Source organism: Bacteroidota bacterium (genome assembly GCA_016715945.1).
Lineage (GTDB): Bacteria > Bacteroidota > Bacteroidia > Bacteroidales > F082 > JALNZU01.
Map to the genome: position 1 here is coordinate 2,484,402 of JADJXJ010000001.1, position 20,166 is coordinate 2,504,567.

General features: G+C 53.1%; 20 protein-coding genes. 11 read left to right on the forward strand and 9 right to left on the reverse strand.

Annotated features, from left to right (window positions below; all coding sequences use genetic code 11):
• Positions 1 to 135: 135 nt before the first annotated feature.
• From recO to IPM52_09755, 3 genes are all read right to left on the reverse strand, one after another.
• Complete coding sequence (gene recO / locus IPM52_09745; protein ID MBK9291894.1) at positions 136 to 861, reverse strand: DNA repair protein RecO; 726 nt, start codon at positions 859 to 861, stop codon at positions 136 to 138.
• Positions 858 to 3,194 (reverse strand): hypothetical protein, encoded by a 2,337-nt coding sequence (locus tag IPM52_09750; protein MBK9291895.1) that lies wholly within the window; start codon positions 3,192 to 3,194, stop codon positions 858 to 860. The genes recO and IPM52_09750 overlap by 4 nt, the downstream gene beginning before the upstream one ends.
• Positions 3,195 to 3,275: 81 nt before the next feature.
• Entirely contained in the window at positions 3,276 to 3,974 is a 699-nt protein-coding gene (locus IPM52_09755) for a hypothetical protein (GenBank protein MBK9291896.1), read from the reverse strand.
• A 131-nt stretch (positions 3,975 to 4,105) separates the two neighbouring features.
• Between IPM52_09755 and IPM52_09760 the strand changes: the two genes are divergently transcribed.
• Complete coding sequence (locus IPM52_09760; protein MBK9291897.1) at positions 4,106 to 5,248, forward strand: T9SS type A sorting domain-containing protein; 1,143 nt, start codon at positions 4,106 to 4,108, stop codon at positions 5,246 to 5,248.
• A gap of 103 nt (positions 5,249 to 5,351) precedes the next feature.
• Positions 5,352 to 6,053 (forward strand): Crp/Fnr family transcriptional regulator, encoded by a 702-nt coding sequence (locus tag IPM52_09765; GenBank protein ID MBK9291898.1) that lies wholly within the window; start codon positions 5,352 to 5,354, stop codon positions 6,051 to 6,053.
• Here the strand turns inward: IPM52_09765 and IPM52_09770 are convergent.
• Entirely contained in the window at positions 6,043 to 6,840 is a 798-nt protein-coding gene (locus IPM52_09770) for a hypothetical protein (protein ID MBK9291899.1), read from the reverse strand. The two genes, IPM52_09765 and IPM52_09770, sit on opposite strands and share 11 nt — an antisense overlap.
• A gap of 150 nt (positions 6,841 to 6,990) precedes the next feature.
• On the opposite strand from IPM52_09770, the gene IPM52_09775 reads away from it, so the two are divergent.
• From IPM52_09775 to IPM52_09810, 8 genes are read left to right on the forward strand one after another with little or no spacing between them, the layout of a single operon-like run.
• Positions 6,991 to 8,049, forward strand: a complete 1,059-nt coding sequence (locus tag IPM52_09775; GenBank protein ID MBK9291900.1) for a DUF1624 domain-containing protein — start codon at positions 6,991 to 6,993, stop codon at positions 8,047 to 8,049.
• A 20-nt stretch (positions 8,050 to 8,069) separates the two neighbouring features.
• Complete coding sequence (locus IPM52_09780; GenBank protein MBK9291901.1) at positions 8,070 to 8,693, forward strand: helix-turn-helix transcriptional regulator; 624 nt, start codon at positions 8,070 to 8,072, stop codon at positions 8,691 to 8,693.
• 58 nt (positions 8,694 to 8,751) lie between these two features.
• The gene (locus IPM52_09785; GenBank protein ID MBK9291902.1) at positions 8,752 to 9,003 is read left to right on the forward strand and encodes a PqqD family protein; all 252 of its coding nucleotides are present in this window, start codon (positions 8,752 to 8,754) and stop codon (positions 9,001 to 9,003) included.
• Positions 8,990 to 10,042 carry an ATP-grasp domain-containing protein gene (locus tag IPM52_09790; protein ID MBK9291903.1) on the forward strand — a complete coding sequence of 351 codons (1,053 nt, stop codon included), beginning with the start codon at positions 8,990 to 8,992 and terminating at the stop codon, positions 10,040 to 10,042. Before IPM52_09785 ends, IPM52_09790 begins: the two co-directional genes overlap by 14 nt.
• A 22-nt stretch (positions 10,043 to 10,064) precedes the next feature.
• Complete coding sequence (locus tag IPM52_09795; GenBank protein ID MBK9291904.1) at positions 10,065 to 11,426, forward strand: alanine racemase; 1,362 nt, start codon at positions 10,065 to 10,067, stop codon at positions 11,424 to 11,426.
• Complete coding sequence (locus tag IPM52_09800; GenBank protein MBK9291905.1) at positions 11,423 to 13,621, forward strand: urea transporter; 2,199 nt, start codon at positions 11,423 to 11,425, stop codon at positions 13,619 to 13,621. The genes IPM52_09795 and IPM52_09800 overlap by 4 nt, the downstream gene beginning before the upstream one ends.
• Positions 13,614 to 15,080 (forward strand): hypothetical protein, encoded by a 1,467-nt coding sequence (locus tag IPM52_09805; GenBank protein MBK9291906.1) that lies wholly within the window; start codon positions 13,614 to 13,616, stop codon positions 15,078 to 15,080. Before IPM52_09800 ends, IPM52_09805 begins: the two co-directional genes overlap by 8 nt.
• Positions 15,068 to 15,688 carry a tetratricopeptide repeat protein gene (locus IPM52_09810; GenBank protein ID MBK9291907.1) on the forward strand — a complete coding sequence of 207 codons (621 nt, stop codon included), beginning with the start codon at positions 15,068 to 15,070 and terminating at the stop codon, positions 15,686 to 15,688. Before IPM52_09805 ends, IPM52_09810 begins: the two co-directional genes overlap by 13 nt.
• A 9-nt stretch (positions 15,689 to 15,697) precedes the next feature.
• On the opposite strand, the gene IPM52_09815 is transcribed toward IPM52_09810, so the two are convergent.
• The 5 genes from IPM52_09815 to IPM52_09835 all read right to left on the reverse strand — a co-directional run bounded on the left by IPM52_09815 (position 15,698) and on the right by IPM52_09835 (position 19,367).
• Complete coding sequence (locus IPM52_09815; protein ID MBK9291908.1) at positions 15,698 to 16,330, reverse strand: hypothetical protein; 633 nt, start codon at positions 16,328 to 16,330, stop codon at positions 15,698 to 15,700.
• A gap of 44 nt (positions 16,331 to 16,374) precedes the next feature.
• Complete coding sequence (locus IPM52_09820) at positions 16,375 to 17,067, reverse strand: pseudouridylate synthase (GenBank protein MBK9291909.1); 693 nt, start codon at positions 17,065 to 17,067, stop codon at positions 16,375 to 16,377.
• 110 nt (positions 17,068 to 17,177) lie between these two features.
• Positions 17,178 to 17,729, reverse strand: coding sequence for a YceI family protein (locus IPM52_09825; protein ID MBK9291910.1), 552 nt, complete (start codon positions 17,727 to 17,729; stop codon positions 17,178 to 17,180).
• Positions 17,730 to 17,741: 12 nt separating this feature from the next.
• Entirely contained in the window at positions 17,742 to 18,179 is a 438-nt protein-coding gene (locus IPM52_09830; GenBank protein ID MBK9291911.1) for a hypothetical protein, read from the reverse strand.
• 132 nt (positions 18,180 to 18,311) lie between these two features.
• On the reverse strand, positions 18,312 to 19,367 hold the full coding sequence (locus tag IPM52_09835; GenBank protein ID MBK9291912.1) for an endonuclease/exonuclease/phosphatase family protein: 1,056 nt from the start codon (positions 19,365 to 19,367) through the stop codon (positions 18,312 to 18,314).
• Between the two features lie 152 nt (positions 19,368 to 19,519).
• Here IPM52_09835 and IPM52_09840 point away from each other — a divergent pair, with 152 nt between their 5' ends.
• Complete coding sequence (locus tag IPM52_09840; GenBank protein MBK9291913.1) at positions 19,520 to 20,158, forward strand: carboxypeptidase-like regulatory domain-containing protein; 639 nt, start codon at positions 19,520 to 19,522, stop codon at positions 20,156 to 20,158.
• Positions 20,159 to 20,166 lie beyond the last annotated feature (8 nt).

A 20,166-nucleotide genomic window follows, 5' to 3' on the forward strand; every position in this document is an offset into this window, starting at 1 on the left:
ATAAAAGATCCATCAACATCCCATTATCTTAAATTCAGGTGGTGTGGTTGATTGATTTGCTCACAAGGCAGGTTGAGATGGTCTGATCAGACCATTTCACAGTCGCTTTGGTTGTGCTGATAGTTACACATTTTTCTATCCCAAAACAGTGCGGAGCACTTCGTGCGACTGCAATCCACGAAACACGGGCAGGTGCAGCTGGTAATAAAGGATCAGAATCTCGAGCAGACGACGGCGCTGGATCAGGTTAAAGTCCAGTTTATGAAGATCCTGCAGGCTGGTTTCGGCAAGTTTGCGCAACAGCAATGCTTCATCGCGATTGATGTAGTAATTGAGTCCGGCCGGTTGCCTGCGGAAGCTGCCATCGAGCAGGTCGAATACCTGCCAGTCCGGTTCGGCCTGCAGGCGTGGATAGAAGCCCAGAAAACGGCTGAGCTCGAGCATGAAATAAAGATGAAAATCGGTATAGTGTGCATCTTGAAGGTCGAACCATTGCAGGCTGCTGTGCAAAAAGCCGAACAGCATCGGGTTGGGTCCTTGTTCCATCAGGGTTTTTGAGAGCAGTTCGGCCAAAAACAACGCCATTGTCCGTTTGTCGGGCAGGTTAGGAATGCTGTGGTAGGGGTAGGTCACAGCTACTTCCGAAAAATACTGAAAGTCTTTGGCAGGGTTGACGTTGGCCACAAAATCCACCAGGTTGAGGGGCTGAAACAAGGCAGGCCTGAATCGGGAACGGCGGCTGTAAGCTCCTTTGACCATAAAGGTCAGCAATCCGTGCTGCTCGCTGTAGATCCTGACGATGAGGCTGCTATCGCTGTAGCGCAACTGTTGCAGCACAATGCCCCTGCTTTGGTGGCTCATGGTTTGCGCATCAGCATGATTTTGGTGACAAGGGTGTCGTAACCGCTGTTGTCGCTGACAAAGACGAGGTAAATGCCGGGTTGCACGTTTTGTCCGCCAAGGTTACGTCCGTCCCACAGGGCTTGTCCGCCCAGCGAACGGGTTTGAAACACCAGGTTGCCGTTCATATCCGTCACTTTCACGATGGCATCGCGCACCAGGCCTTTGATGGCGATGGGGCCGGTGTATTCGGGCCTCACAGGATTGGGAAAGGCATACACATCGGAGATGATGTCGGGCGGGGTGGTGGCGCTGCCGCGATAGGAGATGATGCCGGCAGGTGTGCCAAAGAACACTTCGCCATCGTCGGTGATGGCAATGCTGTTGACGGTGTTGGAGAGCAGCGGGCTGTTTTCGGTGTTGAAATAGTGCACCTGTTCCAGCCCGTCTTTCGACAATAGGAAGGCTCCGTTTTCGGTGCCAAACCATTTGCGGTTGGCGCCATCCACGGCCATGCTCAGAATTTTTTCGCTGCCCAGCAGGTAGTCGGCTTGGCCTGTACCGTCGTTGCGCGGCACAAGAATCTGGATGCCGTCGAAGTTTTGCCCGCTCTGAAAGATGCGTGAGGTGTTGTAGAACACCACCGGTCCTTTGTCGGTGCCCACCCACACGGCGCCGTCGTGGTCAACCATGAGCGAAAAGACCGAGTTGCCCACAATGTTGCCCGAACCCGGCGAGCCTGTGAGGATTCGCGTCTGATCGTCGGCGGTGTTGTCGAGGGTGTTGTTGTCGTTGAAAACGATCACCTTGCCATCGCTGCGCCTGAGGATCCATTTGTAGTTGTTGCGATCCACAATCATATTGCCGATATCGGTGCCGCTGGCGTTGGATCCCAGAAAATACGACCGCCATTCGCCATTTGTTTTGCGCACCGAGAGCAGGTTTGTGGCGCCGGTGTTGGCCACCCAGAGGTTGCCCTGGCTGTCGAAGTCGAGTCCGCTCACGTTCACCAGGCTGGGATCGGCCAGCCACGCACCGAGTGAGCTGTTGTGTGTGGAATAGATCTCGGTTTTTTCGAAACTGGTAAACTCGATCACACCCTCCTGCCAGGTGCCGATGTAGGCTTTGGCGGGATTGCGGGGGTCGATGGCCACACTGACAAAGTCGGATATGCTGTCGAAACCGCTGGTGTTGCTGAAGTTGTAAGTGCGCCACCGGCTGCCGTCGAAGGCAAACACCCCATCGAGCATATACATCTTGCCCCAGTCGTTGCGCCGGCCGCCCGAGGCTACCCACACCTGCTGTCCGCGGGCCTTCAGCTCGTACACACTGGTGGTTCCGGGGCCGTTGGGCAGGAGTTTTTCGGCCGAAAAACCGTTGTTGTAGGTGCGCAGCAGACCATTGCGCCTGTCGCCAACCCAGATGTTGCCCTGGTTGTCGGCCACAGCCGCTTTGGGTTCGATCGACAGTTGCTCAGTCGCATAGATCGACTGGATCATATTCATCTGCCCGTCGTAAACAAACACATTGTAGTTGTTCACAAGCAGAAATTTGTCGCCCGATGCCCGCATCTGCGGGTGCAGGCTGTTGTTGCTGCGTTCAAAATAGTCCCAGCTCTGGCCGTCGAACACAAACATGGTGTCGGCATCGAAGAGGTTGCGGGTCAGGTTGAGGTAGAGCTTACCCGCAAATGCTTCTATCTGGTTGTAGCGCTGGGTGGGGTGACGCAGCCGGTTGTCGCGGCTCCACTGGTTGAAATCGGCCAGATTGGGACTGTCGAGCGGGGCATAATACACCCCGCTCTCGGTAGCTGCAAACACGGTATTGTTAAAGAACTCAATATCAAGCACATTGATGAAACTACCCTGCGGGCCGATAAGATAAGTATCGAACACCTCGCTGCGCTGCACATCCACCACGACAATCCCGAAGCCACAGGCCAGCCAGGCGTGTTTTCCCCTGAAGATGACGTTGTTGATGGTCTTGTTGCCAAGCAGTTCTTTAATCTTGATGTCGTTCAGGTTGACGATTCGGTCGGGACGGATCAGGTCGATGTTGGCATTGCGGTAAGCAACCAGAAGGGTCTGGTATTCCTGGTTGTAACGTATGGCGCTCACTCCCATGTCGTTGAGGCCGTTCACTTTGTTGAGGATGCGCAAACTGTTGTCGGTGCGGTCGTACACAAAAAGGTCGTTGGGTGTGGCGGCATACACTTTGTTGCCGGCCAGCTCCACATCAATCACGTGCTGATATGGCAGATGAGTGCGCCATTGGCCAATGCCCACCGCCTGGGCCATGAGCACTGTTGTGCCTGAAAGGAATATTGCGAACGAAAAGAGTAAAAGCTTACGCATTGGAATTGATTTTGAGGCTTTTCAGCTGAACATGTGCAGTATAAACACTTTTCGTGTGGTTTTATTTTGTGAAAGCCGGGTCTATTTTGACAAAGGGGGTAAAAGAAACACCACCCCGGCCCTGAAGTTGAGGGTGGAGATGCTCCGGCTGTCGGTGCGTATGCCCGATGCCGTGCGGAACCTGAATTCCATGTCGGTGTGAAAAAACGAGGCCGAAAGTTTGAGATGATAACATGGGGTGGCTTTCCAGCCTGCAGAAACTTCGGCTCCATATGCCAATCCATAATCAATGGCCGAAGAAATCTCGAAATACTCCGGGCCTGTCATGAAATAGGTAGGCCTATGCAACTGATGCGGGGTTTTCGACTGCATCAGTCCGGCCACGACTGAACCTTCGGCAAACCACCACTTTCCTTTGTCGAACTGATAGGTTGGTCCGGTGAGCAGGCCGAGGTGCCTGTAAGGTTCGCTGCGGATGTAGGTATCCAACAGAAAGGGATCGGCCATCACCCTTTCGTGTCCCAGTCTGGCCACATCCACCGGATGCAGCTGCGCCTCGAATCGCATACCCCAGTGCCAGGCGCCCTTCAGCCCGAGCGTGGCATTGCCGGTAAGCTGTAAACCCGTCAGGGTGAAACATCCCTTGCTCAGGCTAGGCGAAGCATAAGCCATAACCGGCTGCGACACCCCAGCCGCTGTTTCTAACCTGAGGGGCAGGATGCCTGCTTGCACCGCTTTCAGCGGCCAAAGCAAGCTTAGCAGGAATATCAGTTTTTGCATGCGATCTGTTAGGCGGCAACGAAGATACAAAACCATGCCCAACCCCGGCAAAAAGCTTATCTTTGGCCATGCTGTCTGGTAAACTTTTCATGTTTTTATCTGTTTATCAGTTGAATGCAAAAACCATATCCATGAAACCAATTGCTTTAGCCACCACAGCAGTCCTGTGGATATGCACCCTGATGGCCGTGGGTCAGACCAACCACAGCATACCCCACAACGGCATCAACCGCACTTTTACCGTATTCCGGCCGGCCGATGCTCCGGCGGGAGCAAAGCTGCCGCTGCTGCTGGCCTTGCATGGCTTCACCCAAAACGGACCGCAGATGATGAACTACAGCCAGTTCAATAATCTGGCCACACAACATGGGTTTATGGTGGTTTATCCCAATGGCATCAACACCAGCTGGAATGTGGGCCAGAGCGGCAATTCGGGGGCCGATGATGTGGGCTTTCTGCTGGCGCTCACCGATACTTTGGATCAATGGTACGGCGTTGACCAGCAGAGGGTGTATGCCTGTGGCTTCTCCAATGGCGGATTTATGAGCTTCAGGCTGGCTTGCGAAGCCTCCGGCCGCATTGCTGCCATCGCATCGGTGGCCGGTACCATGACCTCCAACACTTTCAACAGCTGTGCACCGCAACGCGCTGTGCCAGTGCTGCATATCCACGGCACCAACGACTTGCTGGTGGGTTACAATGGCAGCTCGGGATTCAAATCGGTGGCCGAAGGCATGGCCTATTGGGCATCATTCAACCAATGTCCGGAAAACCCGGAAATCATCGACCTGCCCGACCTGGTGCCGGAGGGCTCCACCGTGCAGCAGCTCAGCTGGGCGCCTTGTGCACAAAACACTATGGTGCGCCACCAGAAAGTGATCAACGGAGGGCACACCTGGCCGGGTTTCAACGGACTGATGGGCATTGGCAATGTGAATATGGACATCAGCGCCAGCGCCGAAATATGGAACTTCCTCAGCCAGTTCAGCCTCGATCAGGCGGTGGGCAATTTGTCTCCAACGCCCGGAAATTATTTCCGTATCTTCCCCAATCCTGCACAAAACAACCTGATCTATGTGGAAGCACCGGGCTTTGGGCCGTCGAGACTGGAAATCGTCGGATCAGACGGCAGGTTATGGTTTACCGGGCAGTATAGCCTATCTAACGGCAGGTTGGTCATTCCGGCCGGACAGCTTCCGGCGGGAATGTACCTGTTGCGCCTGAGCAATGCCACCCAACAGGCCATGTCGAAACTGGTGATAGGGAACCCTTGACCCCCTTCAATTCAGGAATATCCGTCATGAATTACCATTTTGCTGACAAATCACTTATTTTTGTGAGCTACATCAAGAATTATGTTGAGCAAAGGGCTGGCTCATGCTTAGAAGACGATCCGAAACATGCATTGATTGCGAAAAATGCAGCAACAAATCGCCTCTGTTTCAACTGCTTAGTCAGGAGGAGCTGCGGGTGATGAACAGTGGACGTTTTGAGCTGAGGTTCAACAAAGGCGAAACCATTGTGAAGCAGGGCACACATGCCACGCACCTTGTTTCGCTCACCGGGGGAATGGCCAAGCTGTACATTGAAGGTTTCGGAAACAAGAACCTGCTGCTCGACCTTTTGCAGCCCTGGCGCTTGTTTGGCGGGCCAGGCTTGTTCACCGATTCGAAGTATCATTATTCCGTTGCGGCAATCACTGAGGCCACTGCCTGTTTTATTCCCATTGATAACCTGAGGCAGGTGATCCGCACCAATCCCGACTTTGCCGAGGGCATCATCAGGCACTGCAACTACAACAGCGTGAACAACTTTGAGCGCATGGTGAGCCTCACCCAAAAACAAATGCACGGCAGGCTGGCCGATGTGCTGCTTTATTTGTCCGACAAAGTCTTCCGGAACGACAGGTTTGTGTTGCCCATCAACCGCAACGAGCTGGGCGAAATGTCGAACATGACCAAAGAAAGCGTGACGCGCATCCTGAAAGAACTCGAAAATGACGGAGTGATTGCCCTTAATACAAAGCAGATCAACATACTCAACAAGGCTGCGCTCGAAGACCTGTCGCTCAGGGCTTAACCAAGGTAAACCTACCGCTGGCAGTGCGGTAGGATCCATTCTCGATGTAGTAAAAATATTGTCCACCTGGCCAACCAGCAAGTTTGAGCTGCAATTGTCCGCTGTTGCCGGTGAGTTCAACTGTTTTCAATACCCGTCCGCCTGCATCGCAGATGTGGAGATTGGCTTTGGAGAGCTGTTCGGGCAACACCCAGGGCAGATTCAGGTATTGACCCGCGGGATTGGGAAATGCTTGTGCGATCCCCGGCAGATCGGGGATTTCCGGGCCTCCGGTGAGCAAACTTCCGGGCAGGTGATACACCTTGGTTTGCACCGTGTACGGAAACACCGAATAATCGAACACATAGGCGAGCAGCTTGGTGCTCCCATTGGCCAGTGATTGCACAAGGAGATACTGACATCCGGGGATGTTCAGAAGCTGGGTGCCGTTTTCGCGCACCACGCGTGCAGTGTAGGTGTAGTATTGCCCTGTTTCGTTATAATTATAGTAAATGTAGGCCAGGCAGAGGCTGTTGTCGTTGGTAAACAAGCCCTCGGTTACATACTTGATGTCGTAGAGCCAGTTGTTGGCCGGAACTGAAAGATTGATCGTCTTCCAGAGGCTGTGGTCGGTATTGTATATGCGGCATTGGCTTTGCGTCACATCCATGACATAAAACTTATTGCCGGCCGATGGCAGGAAGGTGTAGATACCCGAGTGGTTGTAGCTGGCCTCGGAAGTGATTTGTGATCTCAGGCCGGGTGAAAGTAGCAATGCAAAGGCAACACAAAGAATAAAATGTTTCATGTAAGCAAAATTTTTCCTGACAAAGGTAGTGTTCCTTTACTGAAAGGCTGTTAACAGAATTTGGCCCGGCTGGTATAAGATTTTCAGGTTTTGAAACATCACAAAAGTCTTCGTATAACTTAGCCTCAGAAATCTGCAAAAAGCATGGATATGTCGAGTTCGTTAGATGATGGCTCAAGAATTCAGGTCGTTGATTTTCTGAAGGGTGTGGCAGTGGTAGCCATGATTCAGGTGCATCTCACCGAACTTTTTGCCATAGCCGGTTGGCAGGAAAGTCTGGCTGGCAGGATCAGTTTGTTTGCGGGCGGGCCGGCTGCCGCACCCCTGTTTATGGTGATGATGGGCTATGTGGCTGCCCAGGGCAGGCGAAGCGCAAAATATTTTTTGCAGCGTGGCATGAAGCTGTTGCTTTGGGGCCTGTTGCTCAACATCGGCCTGAATGCCCACCTGCTTCTAAAAATCAGCTTTTCCCAATGGCCGCAGAATCCCTTACATTTTTTGTTCGGTGTCGATATCCTTTTTCTGGCTGGTCTGAGTTTGCTTCTGCTCGCACTGGCGACCTCTGCAGGCAGATTTTCGCCACTCGCAGCTGTGCTGATGTTTGCGGGCATACTTTATGCTACCAGCTTACCGGCCTGGCCAGGCCAAAACGAAGACCTGATGACATACCTCATGGCCTTTGTGCATTCCGAAGCCCCTTGGAGCTATTTTCCTGTGGTGCCCTGGGCAGCCTACCCGCTGGCAGGATTTTGCCTGGCCTCGTTCCATGATAAACTGTCCGCAATAAAGCTGACCGACACCCACCTGGCGTTGGCGGCGCTTGGCGGACTACTGTTCCTCGGAATCACATCCGACACCGGCTGGAATGCGGCCACCGATCTGTCTTTGTGGTATCACCATCCGGCCGCAGTGGTTGGCTGGAACCTGATCTTCGTAGCAACTGCCACCATGCTTGCTTCCCTGTTTTTGCGGGCATTCGGGCATGGGCCTGTCGCCCAATGGCTTTGTTTCGCGGGAAAACGGGTCACGGCCTTTTATGTATTTCAGTGGCTGATCATCGGCAACCTGGCCACCTGGCTGTATCAAACGCAATATCCTTTGCAACTGTTGCTGTGGTTTGTAGTGGTGACGGGCGCAAGCTACGGATTAACCATCCTTTGGTACAGGTTCAGAAAAACAATATTCGCAGCACAACATCCTAAAAACTAACTTTGTACCAAGCCAAAACCATGCCTGTCGTCCGACAATCGCGCTACCTGTTGGGTAATATGCTCAGCGACTGCTGCCTGAGGCTCTTGAGCCTGGAGCTGGAAAGGCTCGGCGTGGAAATCAGAAAAGCCCGTCTGGGCGAGGTGCATCTGCGCTGGGACGAGGAAAAGGTGGCTGAAGCCGACATCCTGCAGCTGTTCGACAAGCTTGGCTTTGGCGTGATCGAAGACCACGAGAAAGCCCTTGTGGAGGAAATCAAAAGGGTAGTGGTGGAATTGGTCTGGCACACCACCTTCAACGCCATGGTACGCAATTCCGATTTCATTGTGAGCCGCTTCGACCACAGCTATCAATACCTGTCCACCCTGTTTTCGCGGCACGAGCACATCACCCTGGAAAAGTATATCATTATGCAGAAAATCGAAAAAGTTAAGGAACTGCTTCAGGACGAGAAGATTACCCTGAGCGAAATCGCCTATATGATGGGCTACAGCAGTGTGCAGTACCTGTCGACACAATTTCGCCAGATCACCGGCTACTCGGTGACCGAATACCGCAGCCTGCCCGAAAAAAACCGCATGGGGATCCGCCTGTCGGAAGCGAAATTGTTGGACAAAAACGAAAATTTTGAACCTCAAACATAAATTAACAAACAAGGCAGGCAAACAAATTCATCTAAAATTGCACCAAAATCGAGATGCGATGAAAATCAAAAGCAACATAGCCATCAGCGACAACGGTTTCATCTTCAATCCCGCCACCGGCGAATCGTTTACCGTGAACCCCACCGGACTCGAAATCATGAACATGATGCGCAGGGGCACGCCACATGCCCACATTGCCGGAAAACTCTGTGAACTGTTTCAGGTGGAACCTACTCAGGCAGAGCGCGATCTGCAGGACTTTATCGAGATGATGCGGCAATATCACCTTCTGAGTTATGACGAAGAATAAACCCAGGCTCACCATTGCGGTATCGGGCCTCAATGCCATCGACAGCCCCGGTCCGGGTGTGGCTGTAATACGCGGTTTACGCGAAGCCCAAAGCTTCGAATGCCGCATCATCGGGCTCTCGTACGAGTCGCTCGAACCCGGCATATATATGCACGATCTGGTGGACAAAACCTACCAGATTCCCTACCCCTCGGCCGGCACCGAAGCCCTCATGCAGCGCCTGAGCTATATCCATCAGCAAGAAAAACTCAATGTGATTATCCCCAACTTCGATGCCGAGTTGTTTTCGTTCATGCGCCTTTCGGGAACACTCCGGAGCATGGGCATTCACACATTTCTGCCTGAAAACGGGCAGTTTGAGGCACGCCAGAAGGTGAACCTCTACAAGTTCGGACAACAACACCAGATCAATGTTCCCCCTGCCAAAGTGATTTACACCCTGAACGAAGCCCAGAACCTCGACAAAGAATACGACTGGCCGCTGGTGATCAAAGGCAAATATTACGACGCCAGCCTGGCCTACAACTTCGAACAGGTGAAGTCGGCCTTCAATAAAATTTCTGCCAGATGGGGACTGCCGATCATTATCCAGAAGTTTATCCACGGCACCGAATACAATGTGACCGGCCTGGGCGATGGTCAGGGCAATACCCTTGCAGCCGTGCCCATGCGCAAACAATATATCACCGACAAGGGCAAAGCCTGGGGCGGCATCTCGATAGCCGACGAAGAGGCCCTGCAACTCACACGTCATTTTGTGAAAGCCTCACAATGGCGCGGCCCTTTCGAACTCGAACTGATGAAAGACAAAGAAGGTAAATACCACCTGCTCGAAATCAATCCACGCATGCCGGCATGGATTTACCTGGCTGTCGGTTGCGGCCAGAACATCCCCGAAGCCGTTGCCCGCCTGGCAATGGGCTGGCCTGTGGAACCTTACACCAGTTACCTGATCGGCAAAATGTTTGTCCGATATGCCTGGGACATGATTGTGGACATCAGCGAGTTTGAAACCATTTCGACACAAGGTGAACTTTGAACTTTAAAAAACATCATACAATATGCCTGCACGAAAAACCTACGAACGCCCACTCATAAAAAAACTCGAGGGCAACATGCCCAATAAATTCGGGATGCGGTCGGTGTACGAGCCCACACAAAGCATTGAAGGTCATTTGGTTAAAGACCTCATCAGGGAATTTGGCTCACCCCTTTTTGTGATTTCCGAAAAGAAGCTGCGCAAAAACTACCGCAATGCCCGCCAGGCATTTCAAACAAGGTATCCCAAAGTGCAGTTTGCCTGGAGCTACAAAACCAATTATCTGGATGCGGTGTGCAACATCTACCATCAGGAAGGTTCCTGGGCCGAGGTAGTTTCAGGATTTGAGTACGACAAGGCCATCCGCAATGGGGTGCCCGGAAGCAAAATCATCTTCAACGGCCCTGACAAGTCGGAAAACGACCTGCGTAAAGTCATCACCAACAACTCGCTCATCCACATTGACCACCTCGACGAGCTTTACCTGCTTCAGGACATCGCACGCGAGTCGAAACTCCGTCCCAGGGTGGCCATACGGGTAAACATGGACACGGGCGTTTTCCCTATGTGGGACCGTTTCGGTTTCAACTACGAAAATGGTCAGGCCTGGGATGCCCTGAATAAAATCATGTTTTCTGGACTGATGGAACTGGTGGGGCTGCACACGCACATCGGCACCTTCATGCTCTCGCCAAATGCCTACGCCGTGGCAGCCAGCAAACTTGCGCACCTGGCCCAGAGCCTGCTCAACAAATACAACCACGAAATCAAATACATTGATATCGGGGGCGGATTTGCCAGCAAGAACACCCTGAAAGGCTCCTACCTGCCCGGAACCGACATCAGCCCTTCCATCCACGACTTTGCCGAAGCCATCACCTCGGCCCTGATGAACAGCGACTACCGTCCGAAAAACCCGCCTGTGCTCATCATCGAATCGGGCCGGGCACTCATCGACGATGCGGCCTGGCTATTGGGCACCGTGCTTGCCAACAAACGCCTGAGCGACGGCCGTCGTGCCACCATTCTCGACATTGGCGTGAATACCCTGTTCACGGCCTTCTGGTACGACCACCTCATCACCCCAGCACAGCCCGTCACCTCCTACACCGAAGACACCGCCCTGTATGGCCCGCTCTGCATGAACATCGATGTGGTGCGCGAAAACGTCAACCTGCCACTGCTCAACCGGGGCGATCATGTGGTGGTGCATCATGTGGGAGCCTACAACATGACCCAATGGCTGCAGTTTATCACCCTCAGGCCCAATGTGTTGCTTATTGACGAAGAAGGCGGGAAACACCTGATTCGCCGCGCCGAAACGCTGGAAACACTCAGCTCGCAGGAACACATGCCTGCTCATCTGGCCCATTTCGACCTATGAGCATCGCCCGGTTCAGCACCCTGTTTCCCAGCTTCAGGCTGAGCATCCGAAACAGCTATACCCAGATTTTGTTCTCGAAAGACAAAGTGCTGGGCTGGACGCTCATGCTGGTATCCTTTTTCGACTGGCAGGCAGGGCTGTCCGGATGGCTTTCGGTGCTCATTGCCAACACAGCAGCTTATCTGAGCGGACTCAACCGACAAAAAATCACCGAAGGTCTATATGGTTTCAATGCCCTGTTGGTGGGTCTCGGCCTTGGGTCGTACTATCAGTTCAATACCGCATTTCTGATTGTGCTGCTTTTTGCGGCTTTGCTCAGCCTGCTCATCACCACCCTGCTCGAGGGCATCCTCTCAAAATATGGCCTGCCATTTCTTAGCCTGCCTTTCCTGATCACCTACTGGATGAGCCTGCTCAGCACACGCGACTTTTCCCAGCTCGAACTCAGCAGCCACGGACTGTACAACCTCAACGAAATGTTCAAGCTGGGCGGATTGGGCCTGCTTCAGGCCTACGAATGGCTGAGCAACATCAACCTGCCCGAGCCTGTGAAGATTTATTTCCGCTCGCTGGGCGCCATCTTTTTCCAGTATCACCTGTTCGCAGGCCTGCTGGTGGCTGCGGCGCTGCTGCGCTGGTCGCGTCAGGCTTTTATGTTCTCGGTGACCGGGTTTGCAGCAGCCTGGCTGCTCTATGGCATGCTGGGTATCAATATGCAATCGGTTTCCTACAGTTATATCGGCTTCAACTACCTGCTTACCAGCATAGCCATTGGCGGATTTTTTCTGGTGCCATCCGCTGGCTCCCTGCTCTGGCTGCTGCTGGCCGTGCCGGTCACAGCCTTTGTCATTGCTTCGGGCAATGCCATTTTCAGCCAATGGCAGATAGGCATTTTTTCGCTGCCTTTCAATGTGGTCGTGCTGCTGGTGCTCTACATGCTTAAACTCCGCGAACGATTTACCGAATATCCGCCTTTGGTATATTACCAGCAATACAGCCCGGAACAAAACCAATACAATTACCTGGTCAACCGCAAGAGGCTGGCTCATTTGTTCAGGTTGCCTGTAAAACTGCCTTTTTGGGGAGCGTGGAAAGTGACCCAGGCTTTCGATGGCGAGATCACGCACAAAGATGCCTGGCGCCATGCCTGGGATTTTGAGATGACCGATGAAGAAGGTAAAACCTTCAAAGGCGACGGACTGCGTTGCGAAGATTATTTTTGCTTCGATAAACCTGTCGTGGCACCGGCCGACGGAGTGGTTCAGGAAGTGGCCGACGGCATACCCGACAACCTGATCGGCGACATGAACCTCAACAAAAACTGGGGCAATACCGTGCTCATCTGGCATGCTGCCGGTCTTTACAGCCAACTCAGTCACCTGCGCAAAGGGAGCATAACGGTAAAACCCGGCCAAAGTGTGCGCAAGGGCGAACAAGTGGGTCGCTGCGGCAACTCGGGACGTTCGCCATATCCCCACCTGCACGTGCAGTTTCAAACGGCACCGGAGATTGGTGCGGCAACCCTCGACTTTGCTTTTGCCGGCTACCTGAGCCTTGGCCGGGGCAAAACCTTCGTGGCCTCGGGCCAGCCCCAAAAAGATGAGCTGGTTGCCAACCTCAATCCGGAAAGCCTCATCGACAGGGCACTTCACCTGATTCCCGGCCAACAACTTAATTTCGATGTTGTTGTTAATGAAACAGTTACATCAAAGGTGATCTGGCAGGTCGAAACAGACATCTACAACAACACCTACCTGGAGTGCCGGCAAACCGGTGCCAGGGCATGGCTGGTCAGGCAGCCCGATGTCTTTTACTTCACGCATTATGAAGGACCTTCGGACAGCGAGCTGCACGACTTTTTCCTTGGCGCTTACCAGATCCCTACCGGTTTCGAACAGGGGCTGCAACTCAACGAGCGCATCAGCCTGCGTTATTTTCCGCAAAGAATCCTGCTTTTATTCCAGGACTTCATTGCCCCGCTCTACCGCTTTCTCTCAGCAAGCTACCGGCTTGAGCACCTATCGCGTACAGGCGACCTGCTCGAGGAAGGCTTTGTAATGAAAAGCACCACCTGTTTCTCGGCCTTCGGCAAAATACTGGCCTGGCAAACCTGCGAGATGTATTTCGACAACGACCAGCTCAGCAAGATAATCCTGTGCCGTAATGGTAAAACAAAGACGCTGAAACGTGTTTAGAATACTGATTTTCAACATACTTGGCCTCATCTGCCTGCTTCCGGCTCATGCACAGCGCTACACCCCCGGGCGCAACGCCGACAGCCTAAGTTGGGAGCTCTACCAACAAGCCAGGTGGGACGAACTTCTTCGCACCGGCCGGAAGATGAATCGGGCTGGCATTGATTATTTTTACCTGAGGATGCGCATGGCAGTGGCTGCGCTTGAAACCGGGCGATACGATGCAGCAGCAACACACCTCAATAAGGCCCTGCACTTCAACCCGTACGACCGCCAGGCGCAACGCCTTCTGGTGCTTGCCCGGACTTACAGCCTCATGCCTGCCGAAGCCGGGGCAGTTTTTGCCCGCCTGCCTGTGGACCAGCGCGATGGGCTACCTTTGCAGCCCGGATTTGCCCCGCTTTCGGCACACCTCGACCTGGGCCAAAACCTGACGTCGCTAAAGCTATCGCGCGACTTCAACACCCTGACCGGCAACCCCGGCATCTATGGAAGCCAATCCGGCCTGCGCGAAAGCAGCCTGGCCGACGCCGGTCTCTGGATGCAACTCAGCCCGGGCTGGCTGCTCTATGGCGGCATCCAACGCATGACGCACATCTTCGAACAAAATTTTGCCTACCTTGAACCTGCACTGAAACCCGACCGCGTGGAACTAAACGGCAACTTTAAGGATTTTTATTACCGCCTCGACCAAAACCCCGTGGTTCACGATGCACGCAATATCACCCTGCAAAACACCATTTACTTCCAGCTGCGCCATGCCCCCTCGCACCGCCTCAGCCTGATCGCCTCGGGCAGCCTGACGAAACTTGCAAGCGAATATTCCTACGCCTTCACCGACACCATCGAGTTTTCCGACACCGCCCGGCTGGATCTGAGCTCGGGCCTGGCCACCCTGTTCTCTGTCGCTGTGCCAAAAGCAAAAATTGCCCAGAACATCTGGCAAACCACCGATTGGCGCATCACACTTGGCGCACAGCTGCAACTGGGAAAAACCAGCCTGATGTCGGGGATCCACCTGGGGAAGGTAAACGATACCAGCCTGATGCAACTTCATGGTGGCTACCTGTGGCGGCCCTCCGGCAATGCCCGCACCTGGCAACAAACCGAACTGATGGCATTGCGCATCAGTGGCCAATGGCGAACCGCAATAAAAATCAATGCCGGGCAATGGCTTGGATCAAAGACCTCGATATCAGCCACTTTGCTGACAGGACAACTGAACGGCATGGCTGACCAGTGGGGCTACCTGATGCTGAACCACCGCGACAAAATAACGCTGTTCGGCGAAGCATCGCTCACCCAGCAAATTACCCGACCACTTTTTCTGAACATGCGGTACAGATATGGCAAAAGCGTGAGCTTTGGCGAACAAATAGACGATAACGGGCAATTGATTATCTCGGGCAAACCACTAATTTCACAGGGAATTATCGGAGGATTAGTATGGAATTTCTGAAAAAAACACTGCTGTCACTTGTCTTTCTCATGCTGGCAACTGCCGGTGGGGCACAGGATTTTGAGAAACTTTCGAAAGCATTCGAAAGCTCCTTTGCCGCCGAAACCAAAGGAGAATATCACCAGGCCATACAGGCCCTGCTCAATGTGTACCGGCCCGACAGCTACGAACTCAACCTCAGGCTGGGATGGCTGCATTATATGTCGGGACGCTTTACCGATGCCTTGCCCTATTACCAGAAAAGTATCGACCTGATGCCGGTTTCCATCGAAGCCCGCCTGGGTTATGTACTCCCCGCCGCAGCCCTTGGCAACTGGGCTCAGGTGGAAAAACAATACCGCGACATCCTGAAAATCGACCCCATGAACACAACGGCCAACTACCGCATGGGGCTCATCCACTACGGACGGCAGGAATATGCCCAGGCCCTGCGCTTCTTCGAAAAAGTGCTCAACCTCTACCCTTTCGATTACGACACGGTGATCATGGTAGCCTGGACGCACCTCAGGTCGGGTCAGCTGCGCGAAGCCAAGGTGATGTTTCAGAAAGCCCTGCTCATCCGGCCAAACGATGCCGATGCCCTGCAAGGTTTAAGCACGCTGAAATAAGCAGCCTGCTCAGATGCTCCGCCTGAAAGCGCCATCGGCACCCGTTTCGAACCCCATGCGTTTCAGGTAAGCCTCATGGGTGGGTGTGGCCGGACGGGCCACGATGGTCTTTATGCCTGCATCGGCCAGCCTGCTGCCAAGATGACCATAAACAAATTTTCCGTTTTTGAAGTCGCGAAACCGGGGTATCACATAATCGAGCTTTACCTCCAGCTCGCCCTTGTCGTTGGGCGAAGCCGCAAACACCCCGGCCACCTCCATATTGCGCAGCACAAAAAATGTAACCTTGTCGGCCGAAGGATCGAAATGATAATCCGGAAAATAGCGCAGAATGTCGGCGCGGTGGTACTCCAGAAAACGTTTCAGATAGTGGCTGTCGCTCTGAATGCCAAGCACTTCGAAGACCTCTTTGGTGCCAAAAATCAGCCACAGATAATACAGGTCCACCAGCACAATCAGGCCATTCATGACGCCCACCGGATAGGCGCCGATGATGAAGCCGTAGGCCGAAAACATGGCCGCGCCAATCAGATTGACCACCCGAAACCTGACCACTGAGCTTAGCGCAAGCGAAACTGCCACCACCACCGATGCGGCATAGCCCAGCCACTCGAGCGGGCTGATGGAAAAAAACCAATCCATAACACATTATTTTAGCCGGCAAAGATAGCCAGGCAGGCGCAATGCTACATGCCAAAGCCCAGCATGCCGGCAAAGCGCACGAAGTCGGGCTGGTAAGGAGCTTCAATTTGCACCTGTTGACCGGTGAGTGGATGCACAAAACCCAGACTGCGGGCATGAAGCAGCATGATGTTGAGCCCAATTTGCTCCCGAAGGAGCCGGTTTTGCTTGTTGCAACCATGTTTCACATCGCCAAGCACAGGGTGGAAAATATGGGCAAAATGCCGCCTGATCTGGTGCATGCGACCCGTGTGGGGAACCACTTCAGCAAACGAATATCTCGAGCTGGAAAACCCGGCCGAAGGCCAGGGCATCTCGCTTCGTGCCACACATTTGTAATGCGTGACGGCATCCTGCAATTGTCCGCTCTCGCTCTTCAGGGCATATTCAATTGTTCCGGATTCGGGCAACCATCCCCGTAGCACAGCATGGTAAGTCTTTTCGACCCGCCGGAGCATAAAAGCCTGCTGCATCAGGCTGTTGAGCTCGCGGGTGGTAGTAAACAGCAATACTCCGGCTGTTTTGCGATCAATCCGGTGGGCCGGATATACCATCCTGCCCGTGAGGCTGCGCACCATCTGCAAGGCAAATTCCTGCGCATCGCCGGCCATCGCGCTACGATGCACCAGCAGGCCATGGGGCTTATTCACTGCCACCAGTCCGCCATCGTCATACAATATCTGCAACTCACTTTCCACCCGGCCAAGTTAAAGCAAAAAAAACCGGATCGGGCGGGGAACCTCTGATCCGGTTTGAAGCGTGAATTGAAATGTATAACCAAAACCAACACTAAAACATACCAGGTCAACTAATTGTTCAAAGCAGTGAGCGAAACATCCACATTTATTTCAATCGTTTCAGCAATATTGCGCACAACGGCTTTGGGAATCTTGATGCCGTAATCGGCCAGTTTAATATAAAATGTTGATTTTCCGTTGATTGTCCCGTCTTTGATTTCAAAGGTTCCCTTTTCGCTCACCTTGCGTGTAATGCCCTTGATGGTCAGGTCGCCACTTACTTCCACTTCGTAGGTGCCATTTTTTGTCCAGTCGATATTGCCGGCATTAAGCACCTTGCCATTGAAGGTGGCATTGGGAAACTTGTGCGACTCCACGTAGTTTTCGTTGAAATGTTCCTGCATCAGCGCCTTTTCGAACTGAAACCCCTTCATCAGCACCCTGAAAACAAAGTCGCCGGTCCGGGTGTCGAGGGCGCTGTTCACCTGACGGTTGATTGCCTCGATGTTTTCGGCAGGTGCTTCGGAATAAAAGCGGATGAAGCCGGTTTTGGTGGCATAGCGTTGGGCCTGGCCCTGAAGGGCGAACAGCATAAGAGCTGCAAAAACAATAAGCTTATTCATTCTGAAAGGTTTTTAAGGTTCGACAATTGATCCATGTTCGAGCACCACATCGGTGTCGTTGTAACCGGTCACATAGCCTTTTACGGTGACCGTTTCTCCGGGCGGGATGGCTTTCAGTTTTTCGGCATGCGAGGGCAGCATGTTGATGCGCAGGCCTTCGTCGCCAAACATCCCCTGCCCGAGCACAAAAACAGCCACGGTGAGGCCTCCGCTTTCGTCCACCGAACTAAGCTGACCTCTCACCGCCACCATTTTTCCGTTGTATTGTGCCGAAGCCGCAGCATCGTCGGTGCGAAAGGCTTCGAAGAGGGTAACAGCTTCCATGCTGTAATCGGGTGGAAGCTTTTCAAAATCAGGGTGCTTCTTGTTGTACACAAAGACGTACACCAGCACAGCTGCTATTCCGCCCAACAGGAGCAGTGTAAGGGCAATGGTTGTTTTCCGGTTCATGAAATTAGTATTGGGGCTGAAAAACGTGATAAAGTTGCAGCAAATTGTGATTCAGCTCATTACAAACTGAACTTTAACTTTTTGTTTGCAACAAACAACACATTAAACCCCGCACCGGATGGAAATGTTCAATCAGCGCAGGGTCACCTCAAGCTTTACGGGGTTGTGGTCGCTATGGCCGAAACCCAGGTCGATGGCTTTGATGGTCTTGATGCTGATGTTTGGCGAAACGATGAAGAAGTCGATGGTTGTGGCGCGGGTACTGCCTTTTTCGAAAGCTTCGTCGAGAAAACGGTTGGAAGGCGTGCTGCTGTCGTAGGCCAGTTGCCAGCCTTTGGGAAGCAGTTCGGCAGGGATGCTCACCGCTACCGGTTCAAAACGGTGACCGCCATAGCCATCGGCCGGTCTGAAAGCAGGCGGGTTCATATTCCAGTCGCCCCCGGCAATCACATAATTGCCCAGCTCAAACTCGCGTTGCATCTTGTTGCGGATCACCTCAAGTTCTTTGTCCATAAGCAGTTGGTTGTCCACAAAAGCCGAGTTGTGGGTATTGAGCACCACCAGTTCGGCCCCGTTATCGAGATTATAGCGTGTTTCGATGAAACAACGGTCGAGCAGAAACAGGCGGTCGGGCCATCCGGCAATGAGGGGGTAGGAGTAGCGCCTGGCCAGTCGTGGCAAAGGGCGACTCAGGGTGAGTTGTCCGGCCAGCACCCGGCCCATGGGTTCGCGCAAAGGCACAGGAACAAAGGGCACATCGTAATTGACCGCCCTGGTCAGATGATAGTCGCTCAAGGCCTGCCCGATGGCTGCAGCCTGGTCGATGCCATAGGTGCGACGGGCATCGAAGTCCACTTCCTGAAGCAGCCACACGTCCGCCGGGTTGGCCAGCATAAAAGTGATGATCTGGTTCAGGTTTTCGCGGGTGGCTTCATAGCTGGTGCGCACCTTGCGTCCGCCGTCGTAAAAGAAATCCATGCTTTTATCCAGGCCTGCGTAACCTATATTCCATGTAATCAAACTGATATGCTCCGTATTGGGTGCCAGGCTGCCGGTGGCGTACTGGGTGCGCAACTCTTCGACAGGCTCGGGCTGGTAATCGGTAGTATTAATGTAGAGCAGAAATATGCCGAAGCCCAGCAAAGGCAGGAGCACAATGCCTGCAATGATGCTGAAAATTATTTTCATGGAAGTGATGTTTTGTGGGGCATAAAAGTAAAGGTTTTAAACCTCACGCCCCCAAATATCTGAAAACCAAAAGGGCAACAGCTTAACATTTTTTATCAGGACAGACTTTTTCATAGACGAATGTTCGTCTTACTTTCGTTGTTCAATCCGGTATGTTGAAAAGGCACCTCATTATTCTTCTGTTCATGCTGCCCCTGAGTATGTCGTTGGTAGCCCAGGACTATATCCGGCTCGAGGGCATGGTGCTGTCGTCCGACAGTTTGTTGCCGCAGAAAAACGTACACATCATCAGCAGGATGACCCGTTCGGGCACCATCAGCGATGCGCAGGGAAGGTTTACGCTGCGGGCTTTGCCGGTGGATACCATATTTCTGAGTGCCGTAGGTTACAGGCGGCGGGTGGTGGCATTCGACCAGTCGTTCTTGCGCGAGGGCGAAACCTGGAAAGTGCTGATCACCAAAGATACCATTACGATGGACGAGGTCGTAGTGAGGTCGTTCTACGACTGGCCCACGTTTCGCCATATGTTTGTGCGCATGCCTTCGATCAAGCCGGTGAATCTGGAGTCGATCAACGAGGAACTCAAAGACATCCTGCTGTATATGCAGCCGGCACCCATGACCATCAAAGGACCGATACAAACCCTGTACGACCTTTTCAACGATGCTGCCCGTTTGCAACGCCGGCTTGAGCGCAACCGCAGGGCCTACAACCAGCAACTGATGCGCGAGGGGCGCTACGATGAGCTCATCCCCGAAGAACCCGAACACAAATACCGACCCCCCGAATAAATTCCTGA